22 protein-coding genes and 1 other annotated feature are annotated in these 21,736 nt (G+C 65.6%); of the genes, 5 read left to right on the plus strand and 17 right to left on the minus strand.

The window, feature by feature from the left end; genetic code table 11:
• Window positions 1–38: 38 nt before the first annotated feature.
• The 4 genes from BMZ79_RS05290 to BMZ79_RS05305 form a co-directional block, all read right to left on the minus strand.
• Window positions 39–563, minus strand: a complete 525-nt coding sequence (locus BMZ79_RS05290; protein WP_090637322.1) for a YhjD family protein — start codon at window positions 561–563, stop codon at window positions 39–41.
• Complete coding sequence (locus BMZ79_RS05295) at window positions 560–1,816, minus strand: DNA polymerase IV (protein WP_090637323.1); 1,257 nt, start codon at window positions 1,814–1,816, stop codon at window positions 560–562. The genes BMZ79_RS05290 and BMZ79_RS05295 overlap by 4 nt, the downstream gene beginning before the upstream one ends.
• Before the next feature lie 284 nt (window positions 1,817–2,100).
• The gene (locus BMZ79_RS05300) at window positions 2,101–3,252 is read right to left on the minus strand and encodes an HAD family hydrolase (protein WP_256252569.1); all 1,152 of its coding nucleotides are present in this window, start codon (window positions 3,250–3,252) and stop codon (window positions 2,101–2,103) included.
• The gene (locus tag BMZ79_RS05305) at window positions 3,249–3,746 is read right to left on the minus strand and encodes a GNAT family N-acetyltransferase (protein WP_090637325.1); all 498 of its coding nucleotides are present in this window, start codon (window positions 3,744–3,746) and stop codon (window positions 3,249–3,251) included. The genes BMZ79_RS05300 and BMZ79_RS05305 overlap by 4 nt, the downstream gene beginning before the upstream one ends.
• 209 nt (window positions 3,747–3,955) lie before the next feature.
• Here BMZ79_RS05305 and BMZ79_RS05310 point away from each other — a divergent pair, with 209 nt between their 5' ends.
• The 4 genes from BMZ79_RS05310 to BMZ79_RS05325 all read left to right on the plus strand — a co-directional run bounded on the left by BMZ79_RS05310 (window position 3,956) and on the right by BMZ79_RS05325 (window position 8,733).
• Entirely contained in the window at window positions 3,956–4,933 is a 978-nt protein-coding gene (locus tag BMZ79_RS05310; RefSeq protein WP_090637327.1) for an aldo/keto reductase, read from the plus strand.
• A gap of 216 nt (window positions 4,934–5,149) precedes the next feature.
• A complete protein-coding gene (locus tag BMZ79_RS05315; RefSeq protein WP_256252570.1) occupies window positions 5,150–6,637 on the plus strand; it encodes a spore germination protein in 1,488 nt (495 codons plus the stop codon).
• A 4-nt stretch (window positions 6,638–6,641) separates the two neighbouring features.
• On the plus strand, window positions 6,642–7,754 hold the full coding sequence (locus tag BMZ79_RS05320; RefSeq protein WP_090637329.1) for a Ger(x)C family spore germination protein: 1,113 nt from the start codon (window positions 6,642–6,644) through the stop codon (window positions 7,752–7,754).
• A gap of 7 nt (window positions 7,755–7,761) precedes the next feature.
• Window positions 7,762–8,733, plus strand: a complete 972-nt coding sequence (locus tag BMZ79_RS05325; protein ID WP_177222019.1) for a GerAB/ArcD/ProY family transporter — start codon at window positions 7,762–7,764, stop codon at window positions 8,731–8,733.
• Window positions 8,734–8,806: 73 nt separating this feature from the next.
• Here the strand turns inward: BMZ79_RS05325 and BMZ79_RS05330 are convergent, their stop codons facing one another.
• From BMZ79_RS05330 to BMZ79_RS05345, 4 genes are all read right to left on the minus strand, one after another.
• Window positions 8,807–9,322 carry a DMT family transporter gene (locus BMZ79_RS05330; protein ID WP_090637332.1) on the minus strand — a complete coding sequence of 172 codons (516 nt, stop codon included), beginning with the start codon at window positions 9,320–9,322 and terminating at the stop codon, window positions 8,807–8,809.
• Window positions 9,323–9,333: 11 nt separating this feature from the next.
• Window positions 9,334–10,032 (minus strand): Crp/Fnr family transcriptional regulator, encoded by a 699-nt coding sequence (locus BMZ79_RS05335; protein WP_090637334.1) that lies wholly within the window; start codon window positions 10,030–10,032, stop codon window positions 9,334–9,336.
• 100 nt (window positions 10,033–10,132) lie between these two features.
• A complete protein-coding gene (locus BMZ79_RS05340; protein WP_090637336.1) occupies window positions 10,133–10,561 on the minus strand; it encodes a DMT family transporter in 429 nt (142 codons plus the stop codon).
• A 446-nt stretch (window positions 10,562–11,007) separates the two neighbouring features.
• A complete protein-coding gene (locus BMZ79_RS05345) occupies window positions 11,008–12,690 on the minus strand; it encodes a glutamine--tRNA ligase/YqeY domain fusion protein (protein ID WP_090637338.1) in 1,683 nt (560 codons plus the stop codon).
• A gap of 102 nt (window positions 12,691–12,792) precedes the next feature.
• Window positions 12,793–13,050 (minus strand) — a binding site (T-box leader).
• 271 nt (window positions 13,051–13,321) lie between these two features.
• Here BMZ79_RS05345 and BMZ79_RS05350 point away from each other — a divergent pair.
• Window positions 13,322–14,896, plus strand: coding sequence for an S-layer homology domain-containing protein (locus BMZ79_RS05350; RefSeq protein WP_218154661.1), 1,575 nt, complete (start codon window positions 13,322–13,324; stop codon window positions 14,894–14,896).
• 82 nt (window positions 14,897–14,978) lie between these two features.
• On the opposite strand, the gene BMZ79_RS05355 is transcribed toward BMZ79_RS05350, so the two are convergent.
• From BMZ79_RS05355 to BMZ79_RS05400, 9 genes are all read right to left on the minus strand, one after another.
• Complete coding sequence (locus BMZ79_RS05355; RefSeq protein ID WP_090637342.1) at window positions 14,979–15,536, minus strand: TraR/DksA C4-type zinc finger protein; 558 nt, start codon at window positions 15,534–15,536, stop codon at window positions 14,979–14,981.
• An 88-nt stretch (window positions 15,537–15,624) separates the two neighbouring features.
• A complete protein-coding gene (locus BMZ79_RS05360) occupies window positions 15,625–16,107 on the minus strand; it encodes an NUDIX hydrolase (protein ID WP_090637344.1) in 483 nt (160 codons plus the stop codon).
• 168 nt (window positions 16,108–16,275) lie between these two features.
• Window positions 16,276–16,839 carry a peroxiredoxin gene (locus BMZ79_RS05365; RefSeq protein WP_090637346.1) on the minus strand — a complete coding sequence of 188 codons (564 nt, stop codon included), beginning with the start codon at window positions 16,837–16,839 and terminating at the stop codon, window positions 16,276–16,278.
• Between the two features lie 46 nt (window positions 16,840–16,885).
• Window positions 16,886–17,134 carry a glutaredoxin family protein gene (locus BMZ79_RS05370; RefSeq protein WP_090637347.1) on the minus strand — a complete coding sequence of 83 codons (249 nt, stop codon included), beginning with the start codon at window positions 17,132–17,134 and terminating at the stop codon, window positions 16,886–16,888.
• A 27-nt stretch (window positions 17,135–17,161) separates the two neighbouring features.
• The gene (trxB, locus tag BMZ79_RS05375) at window positions 17,162–18,106 is read right to left on the minus strand and encodes a thioredoxin-disulfide reductase (protein WP_090637348.1); all 945 of its coding nucleotides are present in this window, start codon (window positions 18,104–18,106) and stop codon (window positions 17,162–17,164) included.
• 326 nt (window positions 18,107–18,432) lie between these two features.
• Window positions 18,433–19,119: a winged helix-turn-helix domain-containing protein gene (locus tag BMZ79_RS05380; protein WP_256252571.1), complete on the minus strand. Its 687-nt coding sequence runs from the start codon at window positions 19,117–19,119 to the stop codon at window positions 18,433–18,435.
• Entirely contained in the window at window positions 19,116–19,520 is a 405-nt protein-coding gene (locus BMZ79_RS05385; protein ID WP_090637351.1) for a Fur family transcriptional regulator, read from the minus strand. Before BMZ79_RS05385 ends, BMZ79_RS05380 begins: the two co-directional genes overlap by 4 nt.
• Before the next feature lie 82 nt (window positions 19,521–19,602).
• Window positions 19,603–20,346, minus strand: a complete 744-nt coding sequence (locus BMZ79_RS05390) for a methyltransferase domain-containing protein (protein ID WP_177222020.1) — start codon at window positions 20,344–20,346, stop codon at window positions 19,603–19,605.
• A 641-nt stretch (window positions 20,347–20,987) separates the two neighbouring features.
• Window positions 20,988–21,560, minus strand: a complete 573-nt coding sequence (locus BMZ79_RS05400; RefSeq protein ID WP_090637357.1) for a DNA-3-methyladenine glycosylase I — start codon at window positions 21,558–21,560, stop codon at window positions 20,988–20,990.
• Window positions 21,561–21,736 lie beyond the last annotated feature (176 nt).

Consider the following 21,736-nt stretch of genomic DNA (forward strand, 5'->3'; position numbering starts at 1 on the left):
GGCGCTGTAAAGCAAAATCGCCCGCGGTGCCCGCCCGCTCACCGCGGCTTGACCGGGCTCTCCTTCAGCAGCGCCGCCAGCTCCGACGTGTACCGGGCCAGCCGCACGCTGATTTCGGAGCGCATCACGTCGCGCGTCATGCCGAAGCGGTCCTCGTAGCCCCGGCAGTAGTAGCGGTGGTACACGACGAGATCGGACTGCTCCTCGTTCAGGATCCGGATGTTCCGCTTCTTCAGCTCCCGCCGCAGGCCGTACAGGTCCTGCGCGATCCGGTCCAAAATCTTCTGCCCCGCCATCAGATACGCGCGCTTCAGCACCGTCGTCATATGCTCCACGTCGGCGATGCTCTTCTCCACCATTTTCTCCATGTGCGGCAGCAGGATATAGTCGCGCAGCATGGCCCGCTCCTCCGTCGAAATGATGCCCCGCTCCCGGGGCGCCTGCGCGCGCGCGGCCGCGGCGCCTTGCCCGTTCTCTCCCGCTTCCCCCTCGTCGTAGCGCTCCACGTGCTCGGTCAATAACATTTTGGATTTCCAGCGTTCGTTGCCGTCCAGCTTGCTCATTTGTAGTGTCCTCCAATTTGTTCCGCCCTTTCGCGCGCCACGCCGGCCTCCAGCAGCGACGAGGCGCGCATGATGGCCGTGCTTCCGTACCGTTCCTTGATGGCGTCGATCATCCGCTCCTTGCGATAGGCGCGGGCGCGGTCCTCGAACAGCGTCAGCTGTATGACGTTGTCGTCCGTCAGCTGCGACAAGGCGATGCTGAGCCGGCTCACCGGCAGCCCGTGCCAATGCTCCCGGAACAGCTTCAGCGCGGCGGCCGCCACCTCGTGGGTCAGGGACGTCGGCTGCGGCAGCGTCAGCTGCCGGCTGAACCAGGCGGAGCGGGCGCCGTCGGTTTCCGCCGCGGCCACGGACACGACCGAGCCCAGGAACCGGTTGCGCCGCGTGCGCTGGCATACCTCCACGACCAGCTCCAGCAGCACGACCTCGATGTCCTTCAGCTCGCGGTACAGGTTCCAGCGCAAGGCTTTGCCGTGGCTGACCGACTTCAGCTGATGCCGGATGCCCGGCTCCACCGGGCTCGGGTCGATCCCCCGCGCGGTCTGCCAATAGTAGCCCGCCTGGATGTCGCTCTGCTTGCCCATCTCGCGCCGCATGCGCCGCTTGAATTCGCCGAAGTCCATCCGGGCGATGTCGCCGATGCTCGACAGGCCCATCCGGTTGAAATGCCGGGTCATCGCGGAGGCGACCATGAACATCTGGTGCACGGGCAGCGTCCAGAGCGTGGATTCCAGCTTGTCGTACGACAACTCGAAGACGCCTTCGTCGGTCTTCTTCGCGTAATTGTCGGTCGCCATCTTGGCGAGAATCTTCGTCGGGCCGATGCCGACCCGCGACCAGACGCCGGTCGACTGCAGCACGTGCTGCTGAATGCGCGCGGCCAGCTCCTTCGGCGACCCGCCGAAGTAAGCGAGCGAGTCCGTCACGTCCAAAAACTGCTCGTCGATGCTGTACGGCTCCACGAGCTCCGTATACGATTCGAAAATACGGGTAATCAATAACGAGATCTGAATGTACGTCCCCATACGGGGCCGGATGACGACGAGGTCCGGACAGCGCGCCATCGCCTCCCCGACGCGCGACGCCGTCGTCACGCCGCGGGACTTGGCGATGGGGCAGGCCGCGAGCACGATGCCGTTCATCCGCGCGGGATCTCCGACGGCGACCGGCTTGTCGCGGTACTCCGGGTGCGCCGCTTTCTCCACGGAGGCGTAGAAGGACTGTCCGTCGATCAGAAAGATATGCCTCGACATCTATGAACCCCCTCAGGAACGCGAATATATGTTCGTATGCCCTTATTATATACCGAATACGCGTTCGCAATGCAAGGGAAAAATCTCCCTGTCCGTCCGAATTCCGCGCCTGCCCGCGCAGCGGAAAAAAGCGGCAGCCGCGCGCTCTCGCGCCCGCGGCCCCCGCCGTTCGGACAAGCGAAGCCGCGCGGCGCGCCGTTCGACGGCGGCCGCGCGGCTTCGCTTGTCGTTTGCCGGCGAACGCCGTTCGCGCGTTCGCCTCTTCCCCGCTCGCTTCCGTCCGCTTACGGCAGCGCGAGCAGCTCGCCCAGCCGGTCGATCGTCCGCCCCGGTTCGGCCGCCATGCCGTCCGGCCACGAACGGCCGAGCCGCATCCAGACGGTCGCCATGCCGAAGCGGGCCGCTCCCTCCACGTCGTTCGCGGGATGGTCGCCCACGAACAGGCACTCCCCGGCGCGGAGCCCGAGGCCGCCGGCCGCCATCGCGAAGAGGCGCGGGTCCGGCTTCTTCGCGCCCGCTTCCTCCGACACGAGTATAAGGTCGAACGCGTCCCGGATGCCGAGCCGGTCGAGCTTGCCGTATTGGGTGGACGCCTTGCCGTTCGTGATCAGCCCGGTCCGGTACTTCGCCCGCGCCCGCGCGGGCACCTCCCGCGCCCCGTCCATCAGCACGGCGCAGGGCAAGTAGGCGCCCCGATAAAACGCCGCCAGCTCGTCCGGGTCCTGCTTCCGCGCCCAGGGCAGCTCGTCCAGCAGCTCCGCGAACAGCGCCTCCCGCGGCTTGTAGCCGTCCATGTCCGGCTCCGCGACGCGCGCCCGCAGCGCCCGCGGGTCCTCCGCGTGCCCGAAATACCGCGCGAAAAAGGCGTCCATGAAGCCGCCGAACATCCGCGTGCGGTCGAGCACCGTGTTGTCGAGGTCGAACAGCACCGCCTTGATCCCGTTCGCCCCGAAGCTTCCCGCCGCGAAGCCCCCGACTCCGGAATCGGGCCCTTCCGCCCCGACCCTTTCCGAATCAAGCCCTTCCGGTTCAAACCCTTCCGTCCCAAACGCTTCAATCGAATTGCCTTTCGGTTCGCGCTCTTCCATCCGCCATTCCTCCCAAACCTTTGCGAGTCCGGTTCTCCGTACCAACCGCCGCCCTTCAAGCATTCGCCGTCCCGGCCGCGCGACGCCCGCGCCGACGGGATGCTTCGCGCCGTCCAGGATGAACCAGCCGTCGCCCGCGGCGACGAAGCACAGCTCGAAATAATCGTGAATCTGCAGCGGCGTGAACCAGGCGGCGTCGGTCAGCCGGTCGATGTAGACGAGGTTCGGATACTCGGGGCTGAAGGGAAGCTCGTACCGCAGCTCGTCGGGGGCCAGCCGCAGCGTCGCGCGGGCCGACGGCCGGGCGATTTCGACGAACGCGGGCCGCGGGCCGTACGGCTCCTTCATGGCGCGCTCCCCGCCGCGTCCGCCCCGCCCGGGTCTTGCACCATCGCGATGAAGGCGACCGGGCCCGCTTCGAACTCGGCCGCCGCGCGGAAGCCGAACTTCGCGTACAGCCGGATCGCCCGCCGGTTGAACGCGGCTGCCGTGAGCCGTTTGGGCCGCTCGCCGCAAAGCTCGTCCGCGAAGCGCAGCACGGCCGCGAAGAACGGCGCGCCGAGGCCGCGGCCGGTCAGCTCCGGCTTCATGCCGAGGCCGATGTCGAGCCAATCCCCGCCGTACGCGTACGTCCCGTTCGGCACCCGGGCCGCGGCGCCCAGGCAGAGGAAGCCGGCGAGCTCGCCGCCGTCGCCGCGCACGGCGGCGTAGCCTCCGGCCAGCATCTCCTCCTCCGCCGCCTCGGACGGCGCGTTGTTATAGAAATCGTAGGGCGCCTCGTACCGCCAGCCGAGAATCTCGGCGGCGGCCGCGCGATTCATGTCCGCCAAGCGAAATTCCATGGGCGGCCCCTCCTTCCCTGTTCCGGCCGGCGGCCGCTTCCTTATCACCAAAGAAGTTCGCCCTCCGCCCCGCGAGTCCTGCCGCCCGCGGGCGGCGAATAATTAAGGCTTCCCGCATTGGGCTTGGAGCGGATTATCCGGTATGATGGAAGGAGTCGCCTCAGCCATGGACAGACACCTACAATCGCACGCAACGGGAGGAATGGAAGATGGAATACACGCGTTTGGGCCGGACCGGCCTCGAAGTATCGAAAATTTGCCTCGGCTGCATGAGCTACGGCATGCCGGAGCGGGGCGCGCACACGTGGACGCTGGACGAGGAGAAGAGCCGGCCGTTCATCCGCAAGGCGCTCGAGCTCGGCATCAATTTCTTCGACACGGCCAACGTCTACTCGGACGGGACGAGCGAAGAGATCGTCGGCCGCGCCCTGAAGGACTTCGCCCGCCGCGAAGAGGTCGTCGTCGCCACGAAGGTGCACGGACGGATGCGCCCGGGCCCGAACGGCGCCGGCCTGTCCCGCAAGGCGATCCTGAGCGAGATCGACGACAGCCTGCGCCGCCTCGGCACGGACTACGTCGACCTGTACCAGATCCACCGCTGGGATCCGAACACGCCGATCGAGGAGACGATGGAGGCGCTGCATGACGTCGTCAAAGCCGGCAAGGCCCGCTACATCGGGGCGTCCTCCATGTTCGCCTGGCAATTCCTGAAGGCGCAGCATACGGCCGAAACGAACGGCTGGACGAAATTCGTCAGCATGCAAAACCACCTGAACCTGCTCTACCGCGAGGAAGAGCGCGAAATGCTGCCGCTGTGCGAAGAGACCGGCGTCGGCGTCATCCCGTGGAGCCCGCTCGCGCGCGGCCGGCTGACGCGGGAATGGGACGAGGTCAGCGAGCGCTCGGAGACGGACCTCTTCGGCAAAACGCTGTACTCCGCCGCCGTCGACGCCGACCGCGCGATCGTGGAGCGCGTCGGCGCGATCGCGGCCGAGCGGGGCGTGAACCGCGCCCAAGTCGGCCTCGCCTGGCTGCTTGGCAAATCCGCCGTCACCGCGCCGATCGTCGGCGCCACGAAGACGCACCACCTGGACGACGCGGCCGCGGCGGTATCGCTGTCCCTGACGGCGGAGGAGATCCGGTCGCTGGAAGAACTGTACGTGCCGCATCCCGTGCGCGGCTTCTAAACGAACGCGCGGCCCGCAAGCGCGAGAAGGCCCCTCGATGACGCGAGGGGCTTTTTCGCGCTTGCCGCCGAACCACGCTCCCGTTCCCCCGCGCTCCCCTTCTCGCGGGGCTCCCGCCCGCCCGTTCGCGGTTTGCGCCGGCCTGCATAATTTTCGCGGCGAAGCCGAAAACTAGCGGTTGTTCCATCATTTAGCATGCCGCGAGGACGGATCATCATGACACAGACCCAGACCCATACGGAGGCGCTCGATGCGCTGCTCGCCGCGGCGCGGCGCTCGAGCGACTTCGCGTCCGGCACGCTCCCGTTCGCGGATCCGCCGATCGCGATCGCGTATTTCAAGACGCTGATCGACGACGAGCTGCTCCGCGAGCATCTGCTGGAGGCGCTCCAGACGCGGCTGCCCGCGCCGTGCCGCAGCCTGGAGGAAATCGCGCGGGCGCTGCCGATCGACGGCATCGAGCTGACGGACGACGTCGGCGCGATCCAGCACAAGCTGTTCAAGGGCCACGTCCTGCTCCGGCTGGACGAGCGGGACCCGCGCTGCGCGCTCGTGCCGCTGGTCAGCCGCAAGGGCATCCGGCAGAGCAACATTACGGAGAGCGAGTTCAGCGTCGTCGGGACGAACGTCGGCTTCATCGAGGATCTGGAGACGAACCTCCGCCTGATCCGGAGCCAGCTGAACGTGCCGAACCTCGTCGTGAAGGAGGTGTCCGTCGGCAGCGTGTCGCGCTCCCGGGTCGCCGTGCTTTACCTCGACGGCGCGGCCAACGAGGATCACGTCGCCCATATGCTGCACCGCCTGAACGCCGTCGATTTCGACGTGCTGTTCGACACCTCCCAGCTCGATCAGATCCTCTCGGACAATTCGATGTCGCCGTTTCCCCTGTTCACGACGACCGAGCGCCGGGACCGCGCCGTGTTCGCGCTGCTGATGGGCCAGGTCGCCGTCGCGAGCGAAGGCTCCGCCTACTTCCTGCTCGGCCCGTCGACCCTGTTCGATTTCTTCCTGTCCACGGAAGACTATTTGCTCCCTTGGGTACTGGCCTCCTTCTTCCGCATCATCCGGGTGCTGGGCGTGATCTACTCCGTGTTCGCGTCGGCCATGTACGTGGCGATCGCGACGTTCCATTACGAGGTCGTGCCGAGCGGTCTGCTGGGTCCGCTCATCAACTCGCGGAACAACATTCCTTTTCCTCCGGTCATGGAGGTGCTGTTCCTGGAAATCACGGTCGAGCTGCTGCGCGAAGCGGGCGCGAGGCTGCCCAAGCGGATCGGCCAGACGATCGGCGTCGTGGGCGGCGTCATTTTGGGACAAGCGGCGGTCGAAGCCGCGCTGACGAGCAATATTCTGATCATCATCGTGTCCCTGTCGGCGCTCGCGTCCTTCGTCACGCCCATCTATAAGATGTCGAACGCCATCCGGTTCATCCGCTTTCCGATCATTATGCTGGCCGCCGTCTGGGGAGGGCTCGGCATCCTCATGGGCTGCGGCTTCCTGCTCGTGCACCTGACGCGCCTGCGGTCGCTGGGCTCGCCGTACACCGCCCCCTTCTACCCGCTGCGGTTCAAGGATTGGAACGACAGCCTGGTGCGTTCCTCGTACCAGCGCCTGAACGGCAGGCCCGGCTACCTCAGGCCGCAAACGCAAATCCGGTACAAGCCCAAGCCGGTCAAGCGCGAAAACCGATTGGACAAGGAGTGACGCCATGGCTGCGGTCCCCCCGTTCCTCCGCGCGGCCGCGGCCGTCGCGGCGGCCGTCCTGCTGAGCGCCTGCGGCAGCCGGCAGGTGATCGACAAAATCAATCTGGCGCAGACGGCCAGCTACGACTTGGCCGGCAGCCGGACCGAGACGGCCGTGCTGGTCGGCGATTACGCCAAAAAAGGCGAGACCCGGGCCGAGCTGCTGCGCACCGGATCCGCTACGCGCCTCGACATGATTCCGCGGCTGCAGGCCAAGTCCGGCAAGACGCTGCAGTACGGGCAGCTGCGGATGGTCGTCTTCGGCAAGGCCTTCGCTTCGCAGGGAATCGACGACATCCTGGAAAATTTCTTCCGCGATCCCAAAGTATCGAGCCGGCTCCAGCTGGCCGTCGCAGACGGCGAGGCGTCGAAGCTGCTCGCGGAAGCGGGCAAGCAGCGCGACGCGTCGTACCTGCTGACGCTCGTCGAGGACAACATGAAGCACGGGAATCTGCCGCGCCTCGGCTTTCAGAAGACGCTGTTCGACTACTACGGGGAAGGCCGGGACATCGTCCTGCCCTATCTGACGACGGAGCGGGGCGAAATCGCGGTCGGCGGGGCGGCTTTGTTCAAAGGGGACGCTTACGCGGGGCGCGTGGACGCCAACGAGGCCTTCCTGCTGAAGCTGCTGGCGGGCAGCGCCCGCGACGGCAGCTATACCGCCGCCCTGCCGGGCGCCGCGGACCGCGACAGCCTGGTCATCCGGTGCCTGTCGTCCAAGACGAAGCTGCGTCTGCTGCAGCCGGGGCCCGTGCCGGCGATCCGGTTCGACGTCCGGCTGAACGTCCTGCTCCAGGAAGTGCCGCACGCGATGCGCGCGATGTCGGACCGGGAATTGGCGAAGCTCGAGGAAGAGCTGCGGCGCTTGCTCGAAGGGCGGATCGAAGCGTTCGCGACCGACTGCGCGAAGAAGGGATTGGACCCGCTCGGGCTCGGGGATTTCGCGCGAAGCCGGACGAGGGGATGGCGGGCGGAGACGTTTTACGCCGCGTATCCGTCCCTGAAGGCCGAAGCGAAGGTCGACCTGCGCATCGCGCAGACGGGCGTGGGCAAAATGGGGCATAGATTGGCGAGGTGAGCGAAAAGTGAACGCGGAGACGAAAAGCGCGCGCTATACCGTGTCTTCCCTGCATCTGCTGAGCGTCCTGTACGTCAGCGCGGTGGACATCAGCCTCATGGGCTTCCAGCGCGAGGTCGCCGAAGGCGCGGGCCACGACGCCTGGGTCGCCGTCATCGCGGCGGGCATCGGCGTCCATGCGGTGCTATGGCTGATGTACGGCACGGCGTCGCGCCTGCCGCACGCGGACGCCACGCTCGCGGCGATCAACGTCCGCTGCTTCGGGCGGCTGCCGGGCGGCGCGCTGAACGGGCTGTTCATCGTATTCGCCCTGCTCGGCGCCTTCCTGACGTTTCGCTCGTACGTTGAAATTTGCAAAACCTGGATTTTCCCGTCGATGAATATTTGGCCGTTCAGCCTGCTCCTGCTCGTGCTGGTCTATTACGCGGTCAGCGGCGGCTTCCAGACCGTCGCGGGCTTCTGCTTGTGGGGGCTGCTGAGCGTGCTGCTGTTCGTCGCGCCGTTCACCTTCATGCTGCTGCCGATGCTTCATCCCCAAAACCTGCTGCCGCCGTTCGACCATTCGCTCCCGCAATTTTGGGTTTCGACGAAGGAGATGGCCGCCCAATATCTCGGCATCGAGGTGCTGCTGGTGGCGTATCCGTTCATTCAACACCCCGCCAAGTCCCGGCGATGGGCCCACGCGGGCATGCTCCTCGCGACGGGCATGTTCATGCTGATGCTCCTCATCGCCTGCATGTACTTCAGCGGGGGGCAGCTGCTGGAAACCGTCTGGCCGACGCTGAACGCGATGTCCGTGCTGGAGATTCCGCTCATGCAGCGGCTGGAGTACCTCATCCTCTCCATCTGGCTGCTGAAAATCGCGGCCAATATCTCGCTCGCCCTATGGGCCGCGTGCCACACGGCGAAGGTGGCGTTCCGGGCGAAGCCGCGCGTCATGCTCGTCCTGTCGCTGCTCCTGCTCGCGGCGCTTCCCTGATCGTCGAGGAAGCCATCGCGCTTGCGATCTTCGTCCTGCTGCTCCTCCCGTTCCTGCGCCGGGGCGCCAAGTCCTAGCGCCGCCGTTTCAGGTCGTTTTCGCCGGGACCTCTTCCCCGGCTCGGCGTCCTTGTTCCCGTTCGCGCGCGGACCGGGCTTCCGCCGAACTTGAACACGAGCACGCCCGCCGCGATGACGAGCACGCCGATCGCCTGCCGCGGCGTCACCGCAGCCTTCGCCAGCCCCATCCAGCCTTGGGCGTCCCACAGCAGGGAGAACGCCAGCTGCGCGGTCAGCGAGATCGCGACGGCATACGTAGGGCCCAGCCGCCGGATGCCCTGCACGAGGCAGGTGACCACGCCGACGCCGAGCAGGCCGCTGAACCAATACCACGGCTCCATGGAACGGAATTCGAACAGGCGGCCGCCTTCGGACAGCAGCCCGAGCGACAGCGAAGCCGCGAAGCCGAGGCCGAGCACGAGCGCCGTCGTCGCCGCGCCGCCCGCGCGTTCGCTCACCTTGCTGTTGAAAATATTTTGCGCGCTCACGAGCGCGCCCGCGAGCAGCGCCCATAGCATTCCCGTCAGCATCCCGATCGCTCCTATTCGTAGATATTGCGTCCCGCCCGAGCCCGCAGGCCCGCCCGGTCCTTCACGGCGATGAACCCTCTGCCGCGTTCGATCAACCCTTCGTCCGCGAACTGTCGCAGCACGCGGTTCACGTGCCGGTAGCTCGTGCCGATCTGGTTCGCGGCATCCCGGAGCCCGGAGGTGCCGAGCCGTCCGCCGTCCGGCGCGTCCGGCTCCTCGAAGGTCACCGCGAGCAGATAGCTCGCGAGCCGCACCTCGACCGGATGCATCAGATTGAAGCTGAGCGAAAGCGACTTGGCGAAAAACTTCCGCGACACGATGTCGAGCAGAAACCGCAGCAGCGGCGCGTGGTCGCCGGCGTGCTGCCGCAGCCGCGCGTACGGCGCGCCGATGACGAAGCCGGCCGAGACGGCCTCCACCGTGTTCAGGATCTCCGCGCCCTGCACGTATTCGATGTCCCCGATCGCGTCGAGCGGCGTCTTGAAGCTGAGAATCAGCGTCTTCCCCTCCGCCGACGTCGTGTAGATCTTGATCTTTCCCTTCACCAGCACGTACAGCCACCCCGCCGGATCGCCCTGCCTGCACACGAACTCGCCCGGCTCGAACCGGTACAGCCCGATATGCGGCAGCAGCGGCTCCGGAAATACGCGCTCGAGGCCGTACTCCCGCATGTACCGCGCCAGCAGCCCGCGATCCTTCGCTTCCTTCATCTGCGCTTCGCCCTCCTTCTCATCGGACTTCCTATTGCCGGATCTTCTCCTATAGCAAGAGTCTTCCAGCAAGAATCTTCCCGGCGCTGGCCCATTATCCCTATTGAAGCCCCAGTATGGCCACGCCCGCGATCATGATGCCGATGCCGATCAGCTGCGGCGGCTTCATGCGCCGCTTCGGCACGCCGAACCAGCCCCGGCCGTCGATGACGAAGGTCAGCCCCAGCTGCGCGATGAGCAGCACGGACGTCGTCATCGTCGCGCCGTTCTGGCGAATCGCCTGCACGCTGCTGAAAATGACGACCGCGCCGAACGCCCCGCCGATCAGATAGAGCGGCTTCACCCGCTTCAGCTCCCGCCAGCCGGCGTCCCGCGAGGCGAGCAGCATCGCCAGCGCCGCGACGAAGCCCGTCAGCTGGGTCAGCGCGGCCGCCTGCCATGTCCCGATGCCCGCGCTGATCCGCGCGTTCGCCACGCCCTGCAGCATGATGAAGAAGCCGCCCAGCACCGCGAATACGATTCCTTTCACTGCCCGTTCCCTCCCGCGCTTCATGTCTTCGTCCATTAAATAACGGCTGCCGGGGCGGCGGGAAGGACATATGTCCCAAACGGCGAAAAGCGTGCGTGCGGCAGCACGCGGACGCGAAGCGCATGGCGGACGGCCGGGGGACGCGGCATGCATCGGCGGACGGCCGCGCGTGCGCGTCATGCGGACGCCGCGACGCCCGCGGTTCGCGCGCGTTCTCGCGAACGGACCGCGAATGGGCGCCCGCCCGCAGCCCGAAGAGGCCGCCGACTCGTCGTCGGCAGCCTCTTCCCCGCGCGCGGCGGCGGCTTGCCGGGCGCGCGGCAGTTCCTCCGGCGCCCGGCAGCTCTTCCCGCGCCTGCTCCCTTCGGACGCTTGGCGCGGCCCCGACGCGCCGATCCGGCGTCCGCGCCTTCGCCTTCGTTTATCGCCGCTTGCGAGGCCCGCGCCTACCGCCGGTTCCAGCCGTCCTTCAGCGGCACGATCCGGTTCAAGACGAGCCGGCCATCGGCGGCAGGCTTCGGATCCGCGTAGAAGAATCCGTGACGGATTAATTGAAACCGGTCCTCCGGCCGCGCGTCCCGGGCGGCCGGCTCCAGCAGCGCGTCCTCCGCCGCGACGAGCGATTCCGGATCGAGCGCCGCCGCCCAGTCCGCGCCGCCGCCGTCCGTTTGCGGCAGCTCGCCTTCCCGCAGCAGCTTCCCGTACAGACGCACGTCGGCGCGGACGGCATGCTCCGCGGATACCCAGTGGATCGTCCCTTTGACCTTGCGTCCGGCGAAGCCCGTGCCGCTCTTCGTCTCCGGATCGTACGTGCAGCGCAGTTCCGCGATTTCTCCGGTGGCGGGATCGCGGACGACCTCCTCGCAGCGAATGAAATACGCGCCTTTCAGACGCACTTCCGCGCCGGGACTGAGCCGGTGGAAGCCCTTCGGCGGCTCCTCCGTGAAGTCGTCGCGCTCGATGTAGAGCGTCCGCGAAAACGGCACCTCCCGCTTGCCCAGCGCTTCGTTCTCGGCGTTATTTTCGATCGGCAGCATCTCCGTCTCGCCCTCCGGATAGTTCGCAAGGACGACCTTGAGCGGGCGCAGCACCGCCATCAACGCGGGCACGCTTCCCTTCAAATCCTGCCGCAAACAGTGGTCGAGCAGCGAGATATCGACCGTGCTCTGCGTGCGGATGCCCCCGATCTCGCCGATGAAGCGGCGGATGCTCGCCGGCGTGAAGCCGCGCCGGCGCAGGCCGCGCAGCGTCGGCAGCCGCGGATCGTCCCAGCCGTCCACGAAGCCGCCCTCGACCAGCTGCCGCAGAAACCGTTTGCTCGTCACCGCGCCCGTCAGGTTCAGCCGCCCGAATTCCCGCTGCCGCGGCGGCTCGGCGACGCCCAGCTCGCGCAGCACCCATTCGTACAGCGGGCGGTGGTCCTTGAACTCGATGGAGCAGAGCGAATACGTGATGCCCTCGATCGCGTCCTGTATCGGATGGGCGAAGTCGTACATGGGGTAAATGCACCACGCCGTCCCGGTCCGGTAATGCTCGGCGTGCAGGATGCGGTAGAGCACCGGGTCGCGCAGGTTCATGTTGGGCGAGGCCATGTCGATCTTGGCGCGGAGCACCTTGGACGCCGCCGGATAGTCGCCGCGCTTCATGCCTTCGAACAGCGCCAGATTGTCCGCGGCCGCGCGGTCCCGGTACGGGCTGTTCCGGCCGGGCTCCGTCAGCGTTCCGCGATAAGCCGCGACCTCCTCGGGGCCGAGGTCGCAGACGTAAGCCTTGCCCTTCTCGATGAGCGTCACCGCCGCCGCATGGATGCGGTCCGAATAATCGGAGCCGTAGTAAATATGATTTCCCGGGTCGTACCCGAGCCACTTGATGTCCTCGATAATCGCGCGGACGTACGCCATGTCTTCCTTGAGCGGGTTCGTATCGTCGAAGCGCAGGTGGAAATCGCCGCCGTGCCGCGCGGCGATGTCATGGTTCGTCTGAATGGCGTACGCGCTCCCGATGTGGAGATAGCCGTTCGGCTCGGGCGGGAAGCGGGTACGCATCGGTCTTCCGAAAGGATGGGACGCGAGTTCCTCCTCGATCGATTCCGCCAAAAAATGTTTCGCTTCGGCATGTTCCTCTGTCATGGCAAGGCGCCTCCTCAACGCATAATTGAGGCGGATGCATCCGAGCGCCGCCGGGCGGCATCCGCGAAAAACAAAAAAAATCCCACCTCCAAGACCGTCGGTCTTGGGGACGAAATTTTCGCGGTGCCACCCCAGATTCGCTAATGCGTCGCCGCATTAACCTCTTCGAGTACGGCGCTTGCGCGAGGCAAGGCGATACTCTAGCCCTGTAACGGGAGCGCCCGTCATGCCATCCCCGCGCGGGCGGTTCCGGCATGCCGCTCCGAGACTTGGTTCGCGGCGGGCGCCAGGCTCCCTCTCAGCTGCCGGAGCTCTCTGGACAAGCGCGTCGTCCGCTACTCTTCTCTTCATCGCGTTTGCGTTTGCGATTGTGTTTCTGTGATGCTTCCAGCTTACCAAATCCCGCCGGCGGCTGTAAACCGGCCGGCGCGCGGATTTTCCGGCAGGCGGGAATTTCCCAACAATTGAGGCTGGGTATTCCGCATCGAATCGCGTACGATTGATTCTTGAACGGCGCCATGCGCGGCGCCGAAATGCGAAATGCGACTACGATCGGAAAGCGAGACATGCGTCCATGAATGCCAACGGTTCCTTCGGTCGTCCGATTCTTGCTCTGATGCTTATTATCGGCATGACTTTCGGCTTTTATCCCCATGCGACAGCGGCCGCGGCGGCGCCGGCCGCCCTGCCGTACGACGATATACGCGACAATTACGCCGCGGCAGCGATCGTGAACATGACGAAGCTCGGGTTCGTGACCGGAACGGGCCTGCGCCGGTTCGAGCCGGACAAGGCGATCACCCGCGCCGAGTTCGCGACGATGCTTGAGCGGCTGCTCGGCATCCGGCCGGTCTCCGCCGCCATCCCCGCGTTCGCCGACGTTCCGGTCTCCGCCTGGCATTACGGCTGGGTGCAGGCGGCGATTCAATTGAACCTCGTGCAGGGCGCCGCGCCGTCGCGCTTCGAGCCGAACCGGCCCGTCACCCGCGAAGAGGCGGCCGTCCTGCTCGCCCGGGCGGCGAAGCAGTCCCTGCCGCCGGCGTCTTCGGTGCCGGACGGCCTGTACGGGGACGAAGCGCGGATCGGCGACTGGGCGCTGCCCGCCGTCTACCGGCTCTGGCAGCGGGATCTGATGGGCGGCGACGCCGGCGGCTTCCGCCCGCGGGACGCCATCACGCGGCAGGAAGCGGCCGTGCTGCTGAACCGGACGTGGACGCACGCCGATTGGGCCGCGGAGATCCAAGCGGCGGCGCCGTCCCCGATCCAGCTCGGCTGGCAGTACGACCAGACGACGCTGCAGTACGAGGCCCAAGTCGCGAAGTCCGAGGCGAATACGCTGTCGCCGCGCTGGTACTTCCTCGGCAAGACCGGCGCTCTCGAAGACGGCACGGACGCCGCGCTGGCCACGTGGGCCCATGCCCGCGGCAAACGCGTATGGGCGATGGTCGGCAATCACTCCGACGCGGCCGCGACCCACGCCATGCTGGCGAGCCTGGGCAAGCGGCAAGCGTTCGTGCAGCAGCTCGCGGACCGCGTCCGGCTGCATGGCCTCGACGGGCTGAACATCGATTTCGAGAACATGCTGCCCGAAGACCGGGACGTCTTCACGGCGTTCGTCGCGGCGCTGGAACAAGCGCTCGACGCCTCGAACGCCGCGGTGTCCGTCAACGTCTCGCCCGATGTCGGCACGGACTGGACCGCCGTCTTCGACTACGCCGCGCTCGCGAACGCCGCCGATTACGTCGTGCTCATGGGGTACGACGAGCATTGGGACGGCGATCCGATCGCGGGCTCGGTCGCTTCGTTCCCTTGGGTACGCCAGGGCCTGGCGACGCTTCTGCGGGAGGCGCCCGCCGGCAGGGTCATCCTCGCGCTGCCGCTGTATACGCGCCATTGGACGCAGACCGGCGGCGGTCCCGCGACCTCCCTCGACATCGGGCTCCCGGAACAGAACGCCCTCGTCCGCGCGAAGAAGCTCTTGCCCCGCTGGGACGACGCGCTGGGACAGTACTATGCCGAGTACGCCGACCGGACGCGGCTGAACCGCCTCTGGCTGGAGGACGGCCGTTCGCTGTCCCGCAAGATCGGGCTCGGCGCCGCGAACGCCGTCGCCGGATACGGCTATTGGTACATCGGCGGAGAGAGCTCCGATGTGTGGACGAGCGTCCGCAATGCCATCCGCTTCGACGCGTATACGTTCGCCTAATCGGCAAGCGAACGCTCTTCCGCGGCGGCGCAGCGCGTCAAAAAGGCGGCATCCGCGCGATGCCGCCTTTTCGGGTACGCGTTCAATCGAGCGCGGGATCGTTCGCGCCGCGGTCCGTCCGAACCGTATCGCTGGCGTTGCCGTAGTCCTCCAGCGTCTTCCACGCGTCCGCGTCGTCGAACCGGCCGGCATTGGCCCGGCGGCCCGATCCTGCGCCGGACGGCGGCGCGGTCATGACGTCCTCTTCCGGCGGACGCGCCTCCGACAGCGTATCGGACGCATGCGCCACGCAGCGTCTCGCGGCCGGCAGCGCTTCGAGTCGCTCGAAGGGGATCGGCTCGCCGCAGATCTCGCAGATCCCGTAACGGCCGGTCGCGATGCGATCCAGCGCGGCCTCGGTTTCCTCCAGCTGCCCGTCCAGCCGCTCGTCGATCGCCATGTCCCGTTCGCGCTCGAACGTCTCCGTGCCCAAGTCCCCGGGATGATTATCGTAAGCCGACAGCTCGCCCGTCGACGCCGTTTCCGACGCCGCGGCCGCGCCGTCCGCGTCTTCGCGTTCGAAATGATCCTGCAGCTGCCGCCTCTCCTCCAGCAGCAATTGCTTCAATTCCTCTACTTGTCGTTCCGTTAGCGGGTTCATCGGCAGGTCTCCCCTTTCCGGCTTTGAAGGCAAGCCATACCTTCGTATACCCTCCGGCAGCGGATGATGACGCACGCGGCGAAGCCGTTCACCCCTGATGCTTCAAGTAAAACAGCAGGCCCGCCCGATCGACGTCGGCAAATTGCAGCGGGTCTTGCGCCATCATGCGCCGGATCTCTTCGACCGCCACCCAGCGGGGCCGCAGCGTTTCGTCGCCCGATTCGAGCAGCTCGCCCGCCGCCTTGCAGCGAAAGTAAACGCCGACGGAATCGATCGGCCCTTTCGTCGTCTGATACGCCGCGAACGGACGGATGCACTCCACCTCGAAATCGGGATTGATGCCCGCGGTCTCGATCCGCGTCTCCTCGCCTTCGATTTCGACGAGATCGAGCCCCGTCTCTTCCTTGACTTCCCGAACGAGCGCGGCGACGAGCGATTCGAACGGCTCGATTCGCCCGCCCGGCAGCTCGATGCGCCGCGGCCCGCCGGGCTTGTTCCGCGTTTGGACGATAATTTCGGCGCGATCGCCGACGGTGCGCTCGATAATCGCGCGCGAATTGACGTAGAACATGCCTGAAACCCCTTTCCGCTTGGTATTCGGTTAAGAATTCCACGCCCCGGCCTCGGGGTCCTTCCCTTCCTACCCTTCCGTTCATCGATGACCGTTCAAGCGCGAAAAAGACTCCGTCCCCTTATAAGGGACGGAGTCTTCGGTATCGCAAGCGCCAATGCGCGGGTGTTAGCCCAGCGTTTTGTCGCCCGGTTTCCAGTTGACCGGGCACAGGCCGCCGGATTGCAGCGCCTGCAGCACGCGCAGCGTCTCGTCGACGCTCCGGCCGACGTTCATGTCCGTCACGACCTGGTAGCGCAGGATGCCTTCCGGATCGATGATGAAGAGGCCGCGGTGCGCCGCGCCTTCTTCGCTCAGGATGCCGTAGGCGTGCGCCGTTTCCTTCGTGAAGTCGGACGCGATCGGGAAGCGGACCGGACCGATGCCGTTCTTGTCGACCGGCGTCTCGATCCAGGCGCGGTGCGTATACACGCTGTCGACGGAAGCGCCGAGCACTTCGCAATCCAGGCTCTTGAACTGTTCGTACGCGTCGCTGAAGCCGACGATTTCCGTCGGGCAGACGAACGTGAAGTCGTACGGCCAGAAGAACAGCACGAGCCATTTGCCGCGGTAATCGGAGAGCGAGACGTTCTCCTCGAGCGTCTCGAGGTTCTTCGTGGAAGTCAGCGTGAACTCGGGCGCGGGCAGGCCGACTTTGGCGAACGGGTAAGCGACGGTTGGTTGCATGGTCATGGTTTAAAATCCTCCTGTGTATGTGAATGAATGGGTTGGCGACGGACTAGGCTTGCAGCTCGGCGACGGCGCGGTTCAGCTGCGTCTGGTTGAAGCCGAGAATTTTGGCTTCGCCGATGACGGTCACGGGCACGGAGCGCATGCCCGTATTCCACAGTTCTTCGGCATACTTCTCGTCTTGGTCGATATTGCGTTCCTCATAGGCGACGCCGCGGTCGCTCAGGAACGATTTCACTTGCTTGCAGAAATTGCAGTGCGTGCTTGTATACACGATTACGGGATTGGCACCAGACATAGTTATTCCTCCTTAAGCGGATGTCATTCAGACGGTTGCGGCGGAGAACGCTTCGGACGCTTCCAGGAACCGTTCGGCGTCGAGCGCGGCCATGCAGCCCGTGCCGGCGGCGCTGATGGCTTGGCGGTACCGGTTGTCCTGGACGTCGCCGCACGCGAAGATGCCGGGGACGTTCGTTTCCGTGGTGCCGGGCTTCACGACCAGGTAGCCGTGGTCGTCCGTCGTCAGCTGGCCGCCGAGAAATTTGGTGTTCGGCGTATGGCCGATGGCGATGAAGACGCCGTCCGTCTCGAGCAGCTCTTCTTGGCCGGTCGCGTTGTTCAGCGCTTTAAGTCCTTTCACGCCCTTGTCGTCCGCGACGACCTCGAGCGGCGTGCGGCCGAGCGCCCAGCTGATTTTGGCGTTGTCGCGCGCTCTTGCCTGCATGATTTTGGAGGCGCGGAGCTCTTCGCGGCGGTTGACCACGACGACTTCCGAGGCGAAGCGCGTCAGGAAGCTTGCTTCCTCCATGGCGGAGTCGCCGCCCCCGACCACGACGATTTTCTTGCCGCGGAAGAAGAAGCCGTCGCAGGTGGCGCAGGTGCTGACGCCGCGGCCGACGTTGTCGCGCTCGCCGGGAATGCCTAAGTATTTCGCCGAGGCGCCGGTCGAGATGATGAGCGTTTCGGCCTGCAGCTCGCCGAGCCCTTCCACCTTCAGCGTGAACGGCCGTTTCGACGCGTCGACCTCGGTCACCCAGCCGGTCTTGAACTCGGCGCCGAACCGTTCCGCCTGCTTGCGCATGTTGGCCATCAGCTCCGGCCCCATGATGCCGTCCGGGAAGCCCGGGAAATTCTCCACTTCGGTGGTCGTCGTCAGCTGGCCGCCCGGTTCCGGGCCTTCGATGACGAGGGGGTTCAGGTTCGCTCGCGCTAAGTAAATGGCGGCCGTCAATCCGGCCGGGCCGGTACCGACGATAATCGTTTTTCGCATAGGGTTCCCTCCGTTTTTATATTTAGATTTAGTTTAATTATTGGGTACAAAAAAATCATACCATCCATGCGCGAGGCTTGCATGAAGGTATGATGAAGCGATCATGAAGGAACGATGAAGAGTCGGTAAAGGTTCGATGAAGAGTCGCGCGGTTCCCGAACAGGACGCCGAATGCGGCCTAGTCGAGCCGGCGGAAGCGGTCTATTCCAGGCGGATATTCGCTGGGCGACCCCGTCACGGACAGCCGCCGCAGGTCGATGCCGTCGCGGACAGCCGCAGGGCGGCCTCCGTGTTGCCGAAGGCCGCCCTGCGAATGGCGCGTACGCTTACTCGCCGAGCCGGTAGCCGACGCCGCGAACGGTCGCGATATAGACCGGCCGCTTCGGGTCGTCGCCCAGCTTCTGCCGCAAGCTCTTGATGTGCACGTCGATCGAATTGCTTCCGCCGAAATAGCCGTCGCCCCAGATCGCCTCCATGATTTCCTGGCGGGACAGGACGCCGCCGTCCGACGTCAGCAGCACGCGCAGCAGGTCGAATTCGGTCTTCGTCAGGTCGATCTTCGCGCCGCGGTGCAGGACGATGATTCGTTTCAGATCCATCTCCACGTCCTTGAAGCGCAGACGGTCGGCTGACGCGTCGGTCTGCGGCTTGCTCTGGCCCGCGAGAGCTTCGATCTTCGCGAGCGCCGTCTCGAGCGCCGACGGCCATGCCAGCGTGTGGCCCTCCGGCACGGGCCGCACCGTGCGGCTGCCGACCAAATAGAGGCAGTCGGCCGAGCCGGCCGCCTGCGCCGGGACGACCTCCTCGGTCCCCCACGTGAGGTCCACGACGACGAGGTCGTTTTGAAGCAGGGACAGCACCGACTCCTTGGCGCTGTGGAACATCAGCACGTCGTAGCAGCGGGCCATCAGCTCCGAGACGAGCCCCTGCAGCCGCGCGGGAAACGGGCTGATGACGACGATTCTTCGCGTCGTATCGCAGAACGCGCCGTCCGGAAAAGCATCCGCGTTCAATGCGTCGATAGGCTGGCCGACGTCCGACATTCCGCGCACACCCCTTTGAATAGAAATTGTTCCTCCGAAATCGCGTACCCGGTCTCTTCCTCGATCCGCCGAAGCCATTCCTTCGGCGAGACCGTCAGCACTTCGCTGACTTTCCCGCAGGATACGCAGACGATGTGCTGGTGATCCTCGGTCCGCGCGTCGTAGCGGCTGGCATCCTTCTCGAGCTTCAGCTCGCGGATGAGCCCCTGTTCGGTCAAATAGCGGAGCGAATTATATACGGTCGCGTAAGCGACGCTTTGGCCTTGGCTCTTCAGGCGGTCGATGATGTCCGAAGCGGTCGGATGGTCGTGCGAATGGGTCACGATATCCAGGATCAGCTTTCGGGGCGCGGTCAACGTTTGGCGGGACATCCGAATCCCCTCCTCGCAGTTTTTAGACTTAGTTTAAATTTAATCCTTCCGGCCGCATTCGTCAAGCTGACGTCGCAGCGGTTCAACCGCCCTTCTTCCGCCCGTCGTAGGCAAACATCGTAATGCTGTAAAAGAACCGTCCGGCTTCGCCGAGCGCCTGCTGCTCCTGCAGAAAAGCGGCATAGTCCGCCTCCGCGACCAAGCCCCGCTTCGCCATCGCGCCGAAATCCATGGCGCGGTCGTAGCCGTAACGACCGGGCTCGAAGCGCGTATCCGTCAAGACGAAGGCGTCCACGGCGCCGTCGAACAATCCGCTGCCGTTCACATGCTTCCACAGCCGGCGGCCCATCCAGGCATCGCAATCGTCCATCCAGGCTTGCTGCCAGTCGCTGTATGCCTGCACGAGGCGGCGCACGCGGGCTTTGTCCGTGCCGTCGAACAGCTGGGTATCGAAGTCGAGATGCGCCATCACGGTTTGCCCGCCGGGCTTCAGCACGCGATGGATTTCGCGGAGCAGCGCCGCTTTATCGACGATGCATTCCAGCAGGTTGATGGAATACACCGCGTCGAAGCAGCCGTCCTCGAACGGCAGGCCCGCGGAAATATCCATCGTCCGGAAGCGGAACCGCCCGTCGCCCGCCGCCGCCGCTTCGGCTTCCGCGATCGCGGCCGCGGACGCGTCCACGCCGTCGTACGACGCGTCGCGAAGCCGTTTCCCGAGCGCAAGCAGGTCCCCGCCAGGTCCGCACCCCAAATCGAGGACGCGCATGCCTTCCCGCAGCTCGAGCTTCCCGAGCACGAACGTCTTCAAGTCCTTCTTCTCCATGGTCGACCACTCCCCTTCGCATCTTTGGCCCGCTTGAACCGGGCCGCCCGGAAAAACAAAAAAGCCCTCGTCTCTATGATTAGAGACGAGAGCCATGTTCCCGCGGTACCACTCTACGTGCCGATACGCGCTTCGGCCGCTCGCCGGAATAACGGCCCTTCGCCGGATTCGCCTACTTCGTTTCGGCGGATCATCTCCCGGGTGCGCTTCGTGTCCGCGCGCACGTGCCGGCTTCCACCGCCCCGGCTCGCTGCGACGTGCATCGCGGAACTACTCTCCCGTTCATGGATCTTCGAATATGAGCTGTCGATCGAATTTCCGACTATGCACGGCAAGAAACTTATTCCAGTTATAACCCGGCGGCCGAAGCGCCGTCAAGCGCGAATCGCGCCGCGTGCCGCACCCAAGCGGCTAGAACCCGTACACGCGCCCGAAAAACCGCTTGATCAGCGCCGCGACCGTCACGCTCGCCTCCTCGAGGAGGAAATGGCCGCCGCACAGCAGATGCAGCTCCGCCCGAGGGAGTTCCCGCCCAGTCCAACGCGATTTCCGGGCGCAAGCGCGGACCCGGGGCCAACCGCGGCGAAGCCGGTCCTGGCATGCGTCCCGACGCCGGGCCCGAACGTCCCGATCGTCCGTCCCTAAGACGGCCGAACGCCCGCATGGTGAAAATCGCAGTCCCGCGTATGGTCGTCGACCATCCCGGACGCCTGCATCAGGGCGTAGCAGATCGTCGATCCGACGAACTTGAAGCCGCGCTTCTTCAAATCCTTGCTGAGCGCGTCGGACTGCGGCGTCGTCGCCGGCACCTCGGCGGCGGAGCGCCGGTCGTTCCGGATCGGCGCCCCGCCGACGAACCGCCAGATATAAGCGTCGAAGCTGCCGAACTCCGCCTGCACCTGCAGGAAGCATCGGGCGTTCTCGACTGCCGACCGAATCTTCAGCCGGTTGCGGATGATGCCTTCGTCGGCCGCCAAGGCTTCCAGCTTGTCGTCGCCGTACGCCGCCACCAGAACCGGATCGAAGCCGTCGAACGCCCGCCGGTACCCTTCGCGCTTCTTCAGCACGGTGTACCAGCTGAGGCCCGCCTGCGCCCCTTCCAGCGACAGCAGCTCGAACCACTTCCGGTCGTCATGGACGGGAACGCCCCATTCGAAATCGTGGTAATTCTGATAAAGCGGGTCTTCGTTGACCCAGGCGCATCGTCTCGGCATCGCTCGTCCAGCTTCCTTTCAAAGGCATGTTTTCGATCGTGATTGCTTCCCTAATCGTAGCACAAACAGAACATACGTTCCATTGTTTTTTCTGCTCTCCCTTAACGTCGCCGCAGCGCCGAAAACGGCCGTCCGGCCGCATCGAAAGCGATGCGCCCGAACGGCCGTTCCGGCGA

The sequence above is a fragment of the Paenibacillus sp. UNC496MF genome (genome assembly GCF_900113915.1).
Lineage (GTDB): Bacteria > Bacillota > Bacilli > Paenibacillales > Paenibacillaceae > Paenibacillus_Z > Paenibacillus_Z artemisiicola.

Excerpts from the sequence above, each read along its gene's own strand:
- BMZ79_RS05290 (WP_090637322.1), bottom strand. The coding sequence starts at position 563 with ATGAGCAAGCTGGACGGCAACGAACGCTGGAAATCCAAAATGTTATTG.
- BMZ79_RS05295 (WP_090637323.1), bottom strand. The coding sequence starts at position 1,816 with ATGTCGAGGCATATCTTTCTGATCGACGGACAGTCCTTCTACGCCTCC.
- BMZ79_RS05300 (WP_256252569.1), bottom strand. The coding sequence starts at position 3,252 with ATGAAGGAGCCGTACGGCCCGCGGCCCGCGTTCGTCGAAATCGCCCGG.
- BMZ79_RS05305 (WP_090637325.1), bottom strand. The coding sequence starts at position 3,746 with ATGGAATTTCGCTTGGCGGACATGAATCGCGCGGCCGCCGCCGAGATT.
- BMZ79_RS05310 (WP_090637327.1), top strand. The coding sequence starts at position 3,956 with ATGGAATACACGCGTTTGGGCCGGACCGGCCTCGAAGTATCGAAAATT.
- BMZ79_RS05315 (WP_256252570.1), top strand. The coding sequence starts at position 5,150 with ATGACACAGACCCAGACCCATACGGAGGCGCTCGATGCGCTGCTCGCC.
- BMZ79_RS05320 (WP_090637329.1), top strand. The coding sequence starts at position 6,642 with ATGGCTGCGGTCCCCCCGTTCCTCCGCGCGGCCGCGGCCGTCGCGGCG.
- BMZ79_RS05330 (WP_090637332.1), bottom strand. The coding sequence starts at position 9,322 with ATGCTGACGGGAATGCTATGGGCGCTGCTCGCGGGCGCGCTCGTGAGC.
- BMZ79_RS05335 (WP_090637334.1), bottom strand. The coding sequence starts at position 10,032 with ATGAAGGAAGCGAAGGATCGCGGGCTGCTGGCGCGGTACATGCGGGAG.
- BMZ79_RS05345 (WP_090637338.1), bottom strand. The coding sequence starts at position 12,690 with ATGACAGAGGAACATGCCGAAGCGAAACATTTTTTGGCGGAATCGATC.
- BMZ79_RS05350 (WP_218154661.1), top strand. The coding sequence starts at position 13,322 with ATGACTTTCGGCTTTTATCCCCATGCGACAGCGGCCGCGGCGGCGCCG.
- BMZ79_RS05355 (WP_090637342.1), bottom strand. The coding sequence starts at position 15,536 with ATGAACCCGCTAACGGAACGACAAGTAGAGGAATTGAAGCAATTGCTG.
- BMZ79_RS05360 (WP_090637344.1), bottom strand. The coding sequence starts at position 16,107 with ATGTTCTACGTCAATTCGCGCGCGATTATCGAGCGCACCGTCGGCGAT.
- BMZ79_RS05365 (WP_090637346.1), bottom strand. The coding sequence starts at position 16,839 with ATGACCATGCAACCAACCGTCGCTTACCCGTTCGCCAAAGTCGGCCTG.
- BMZ79_RS05370 (WP_090637347.1), bottom strand. The coding sequence starts at position 17,134 with ATGTCTGGTGCCAATCCCGTAATCGTGTATACAAGCACGCACTGCAAT.
- trxB (WP_090637348.1), bottom strand. The coding sequence starts at position 18,106 with ATGCGAAAAACGATTATCGTCGGTACCGGCCCGGCCGGATTGACGGCC.
- BMZ79_RS05385 (WP_090637351.1), bottom strand. The coding sequence starts at position 19,520 with ATGTCCCGCCAAACGTTGACCGCGCCCCGAAAGCTGATCCTGGATATC.
- BMZ79_RS05390 (WP_177222020.1), bottom strand. The coding sequence starts at position 20,346 with ATGGAGAAGAAGGACTTGAAGACGTTCGTGCTCGGGAAGCTCGAGCTG.
- BMZ79_RS05400 (WP_090637357.1), bottom strand. The coding sequence starts at position 21,560 with ATGCCGAGACGATGCGCCTGGGTCAACGAAGACCCGCTTTATCAGAAT.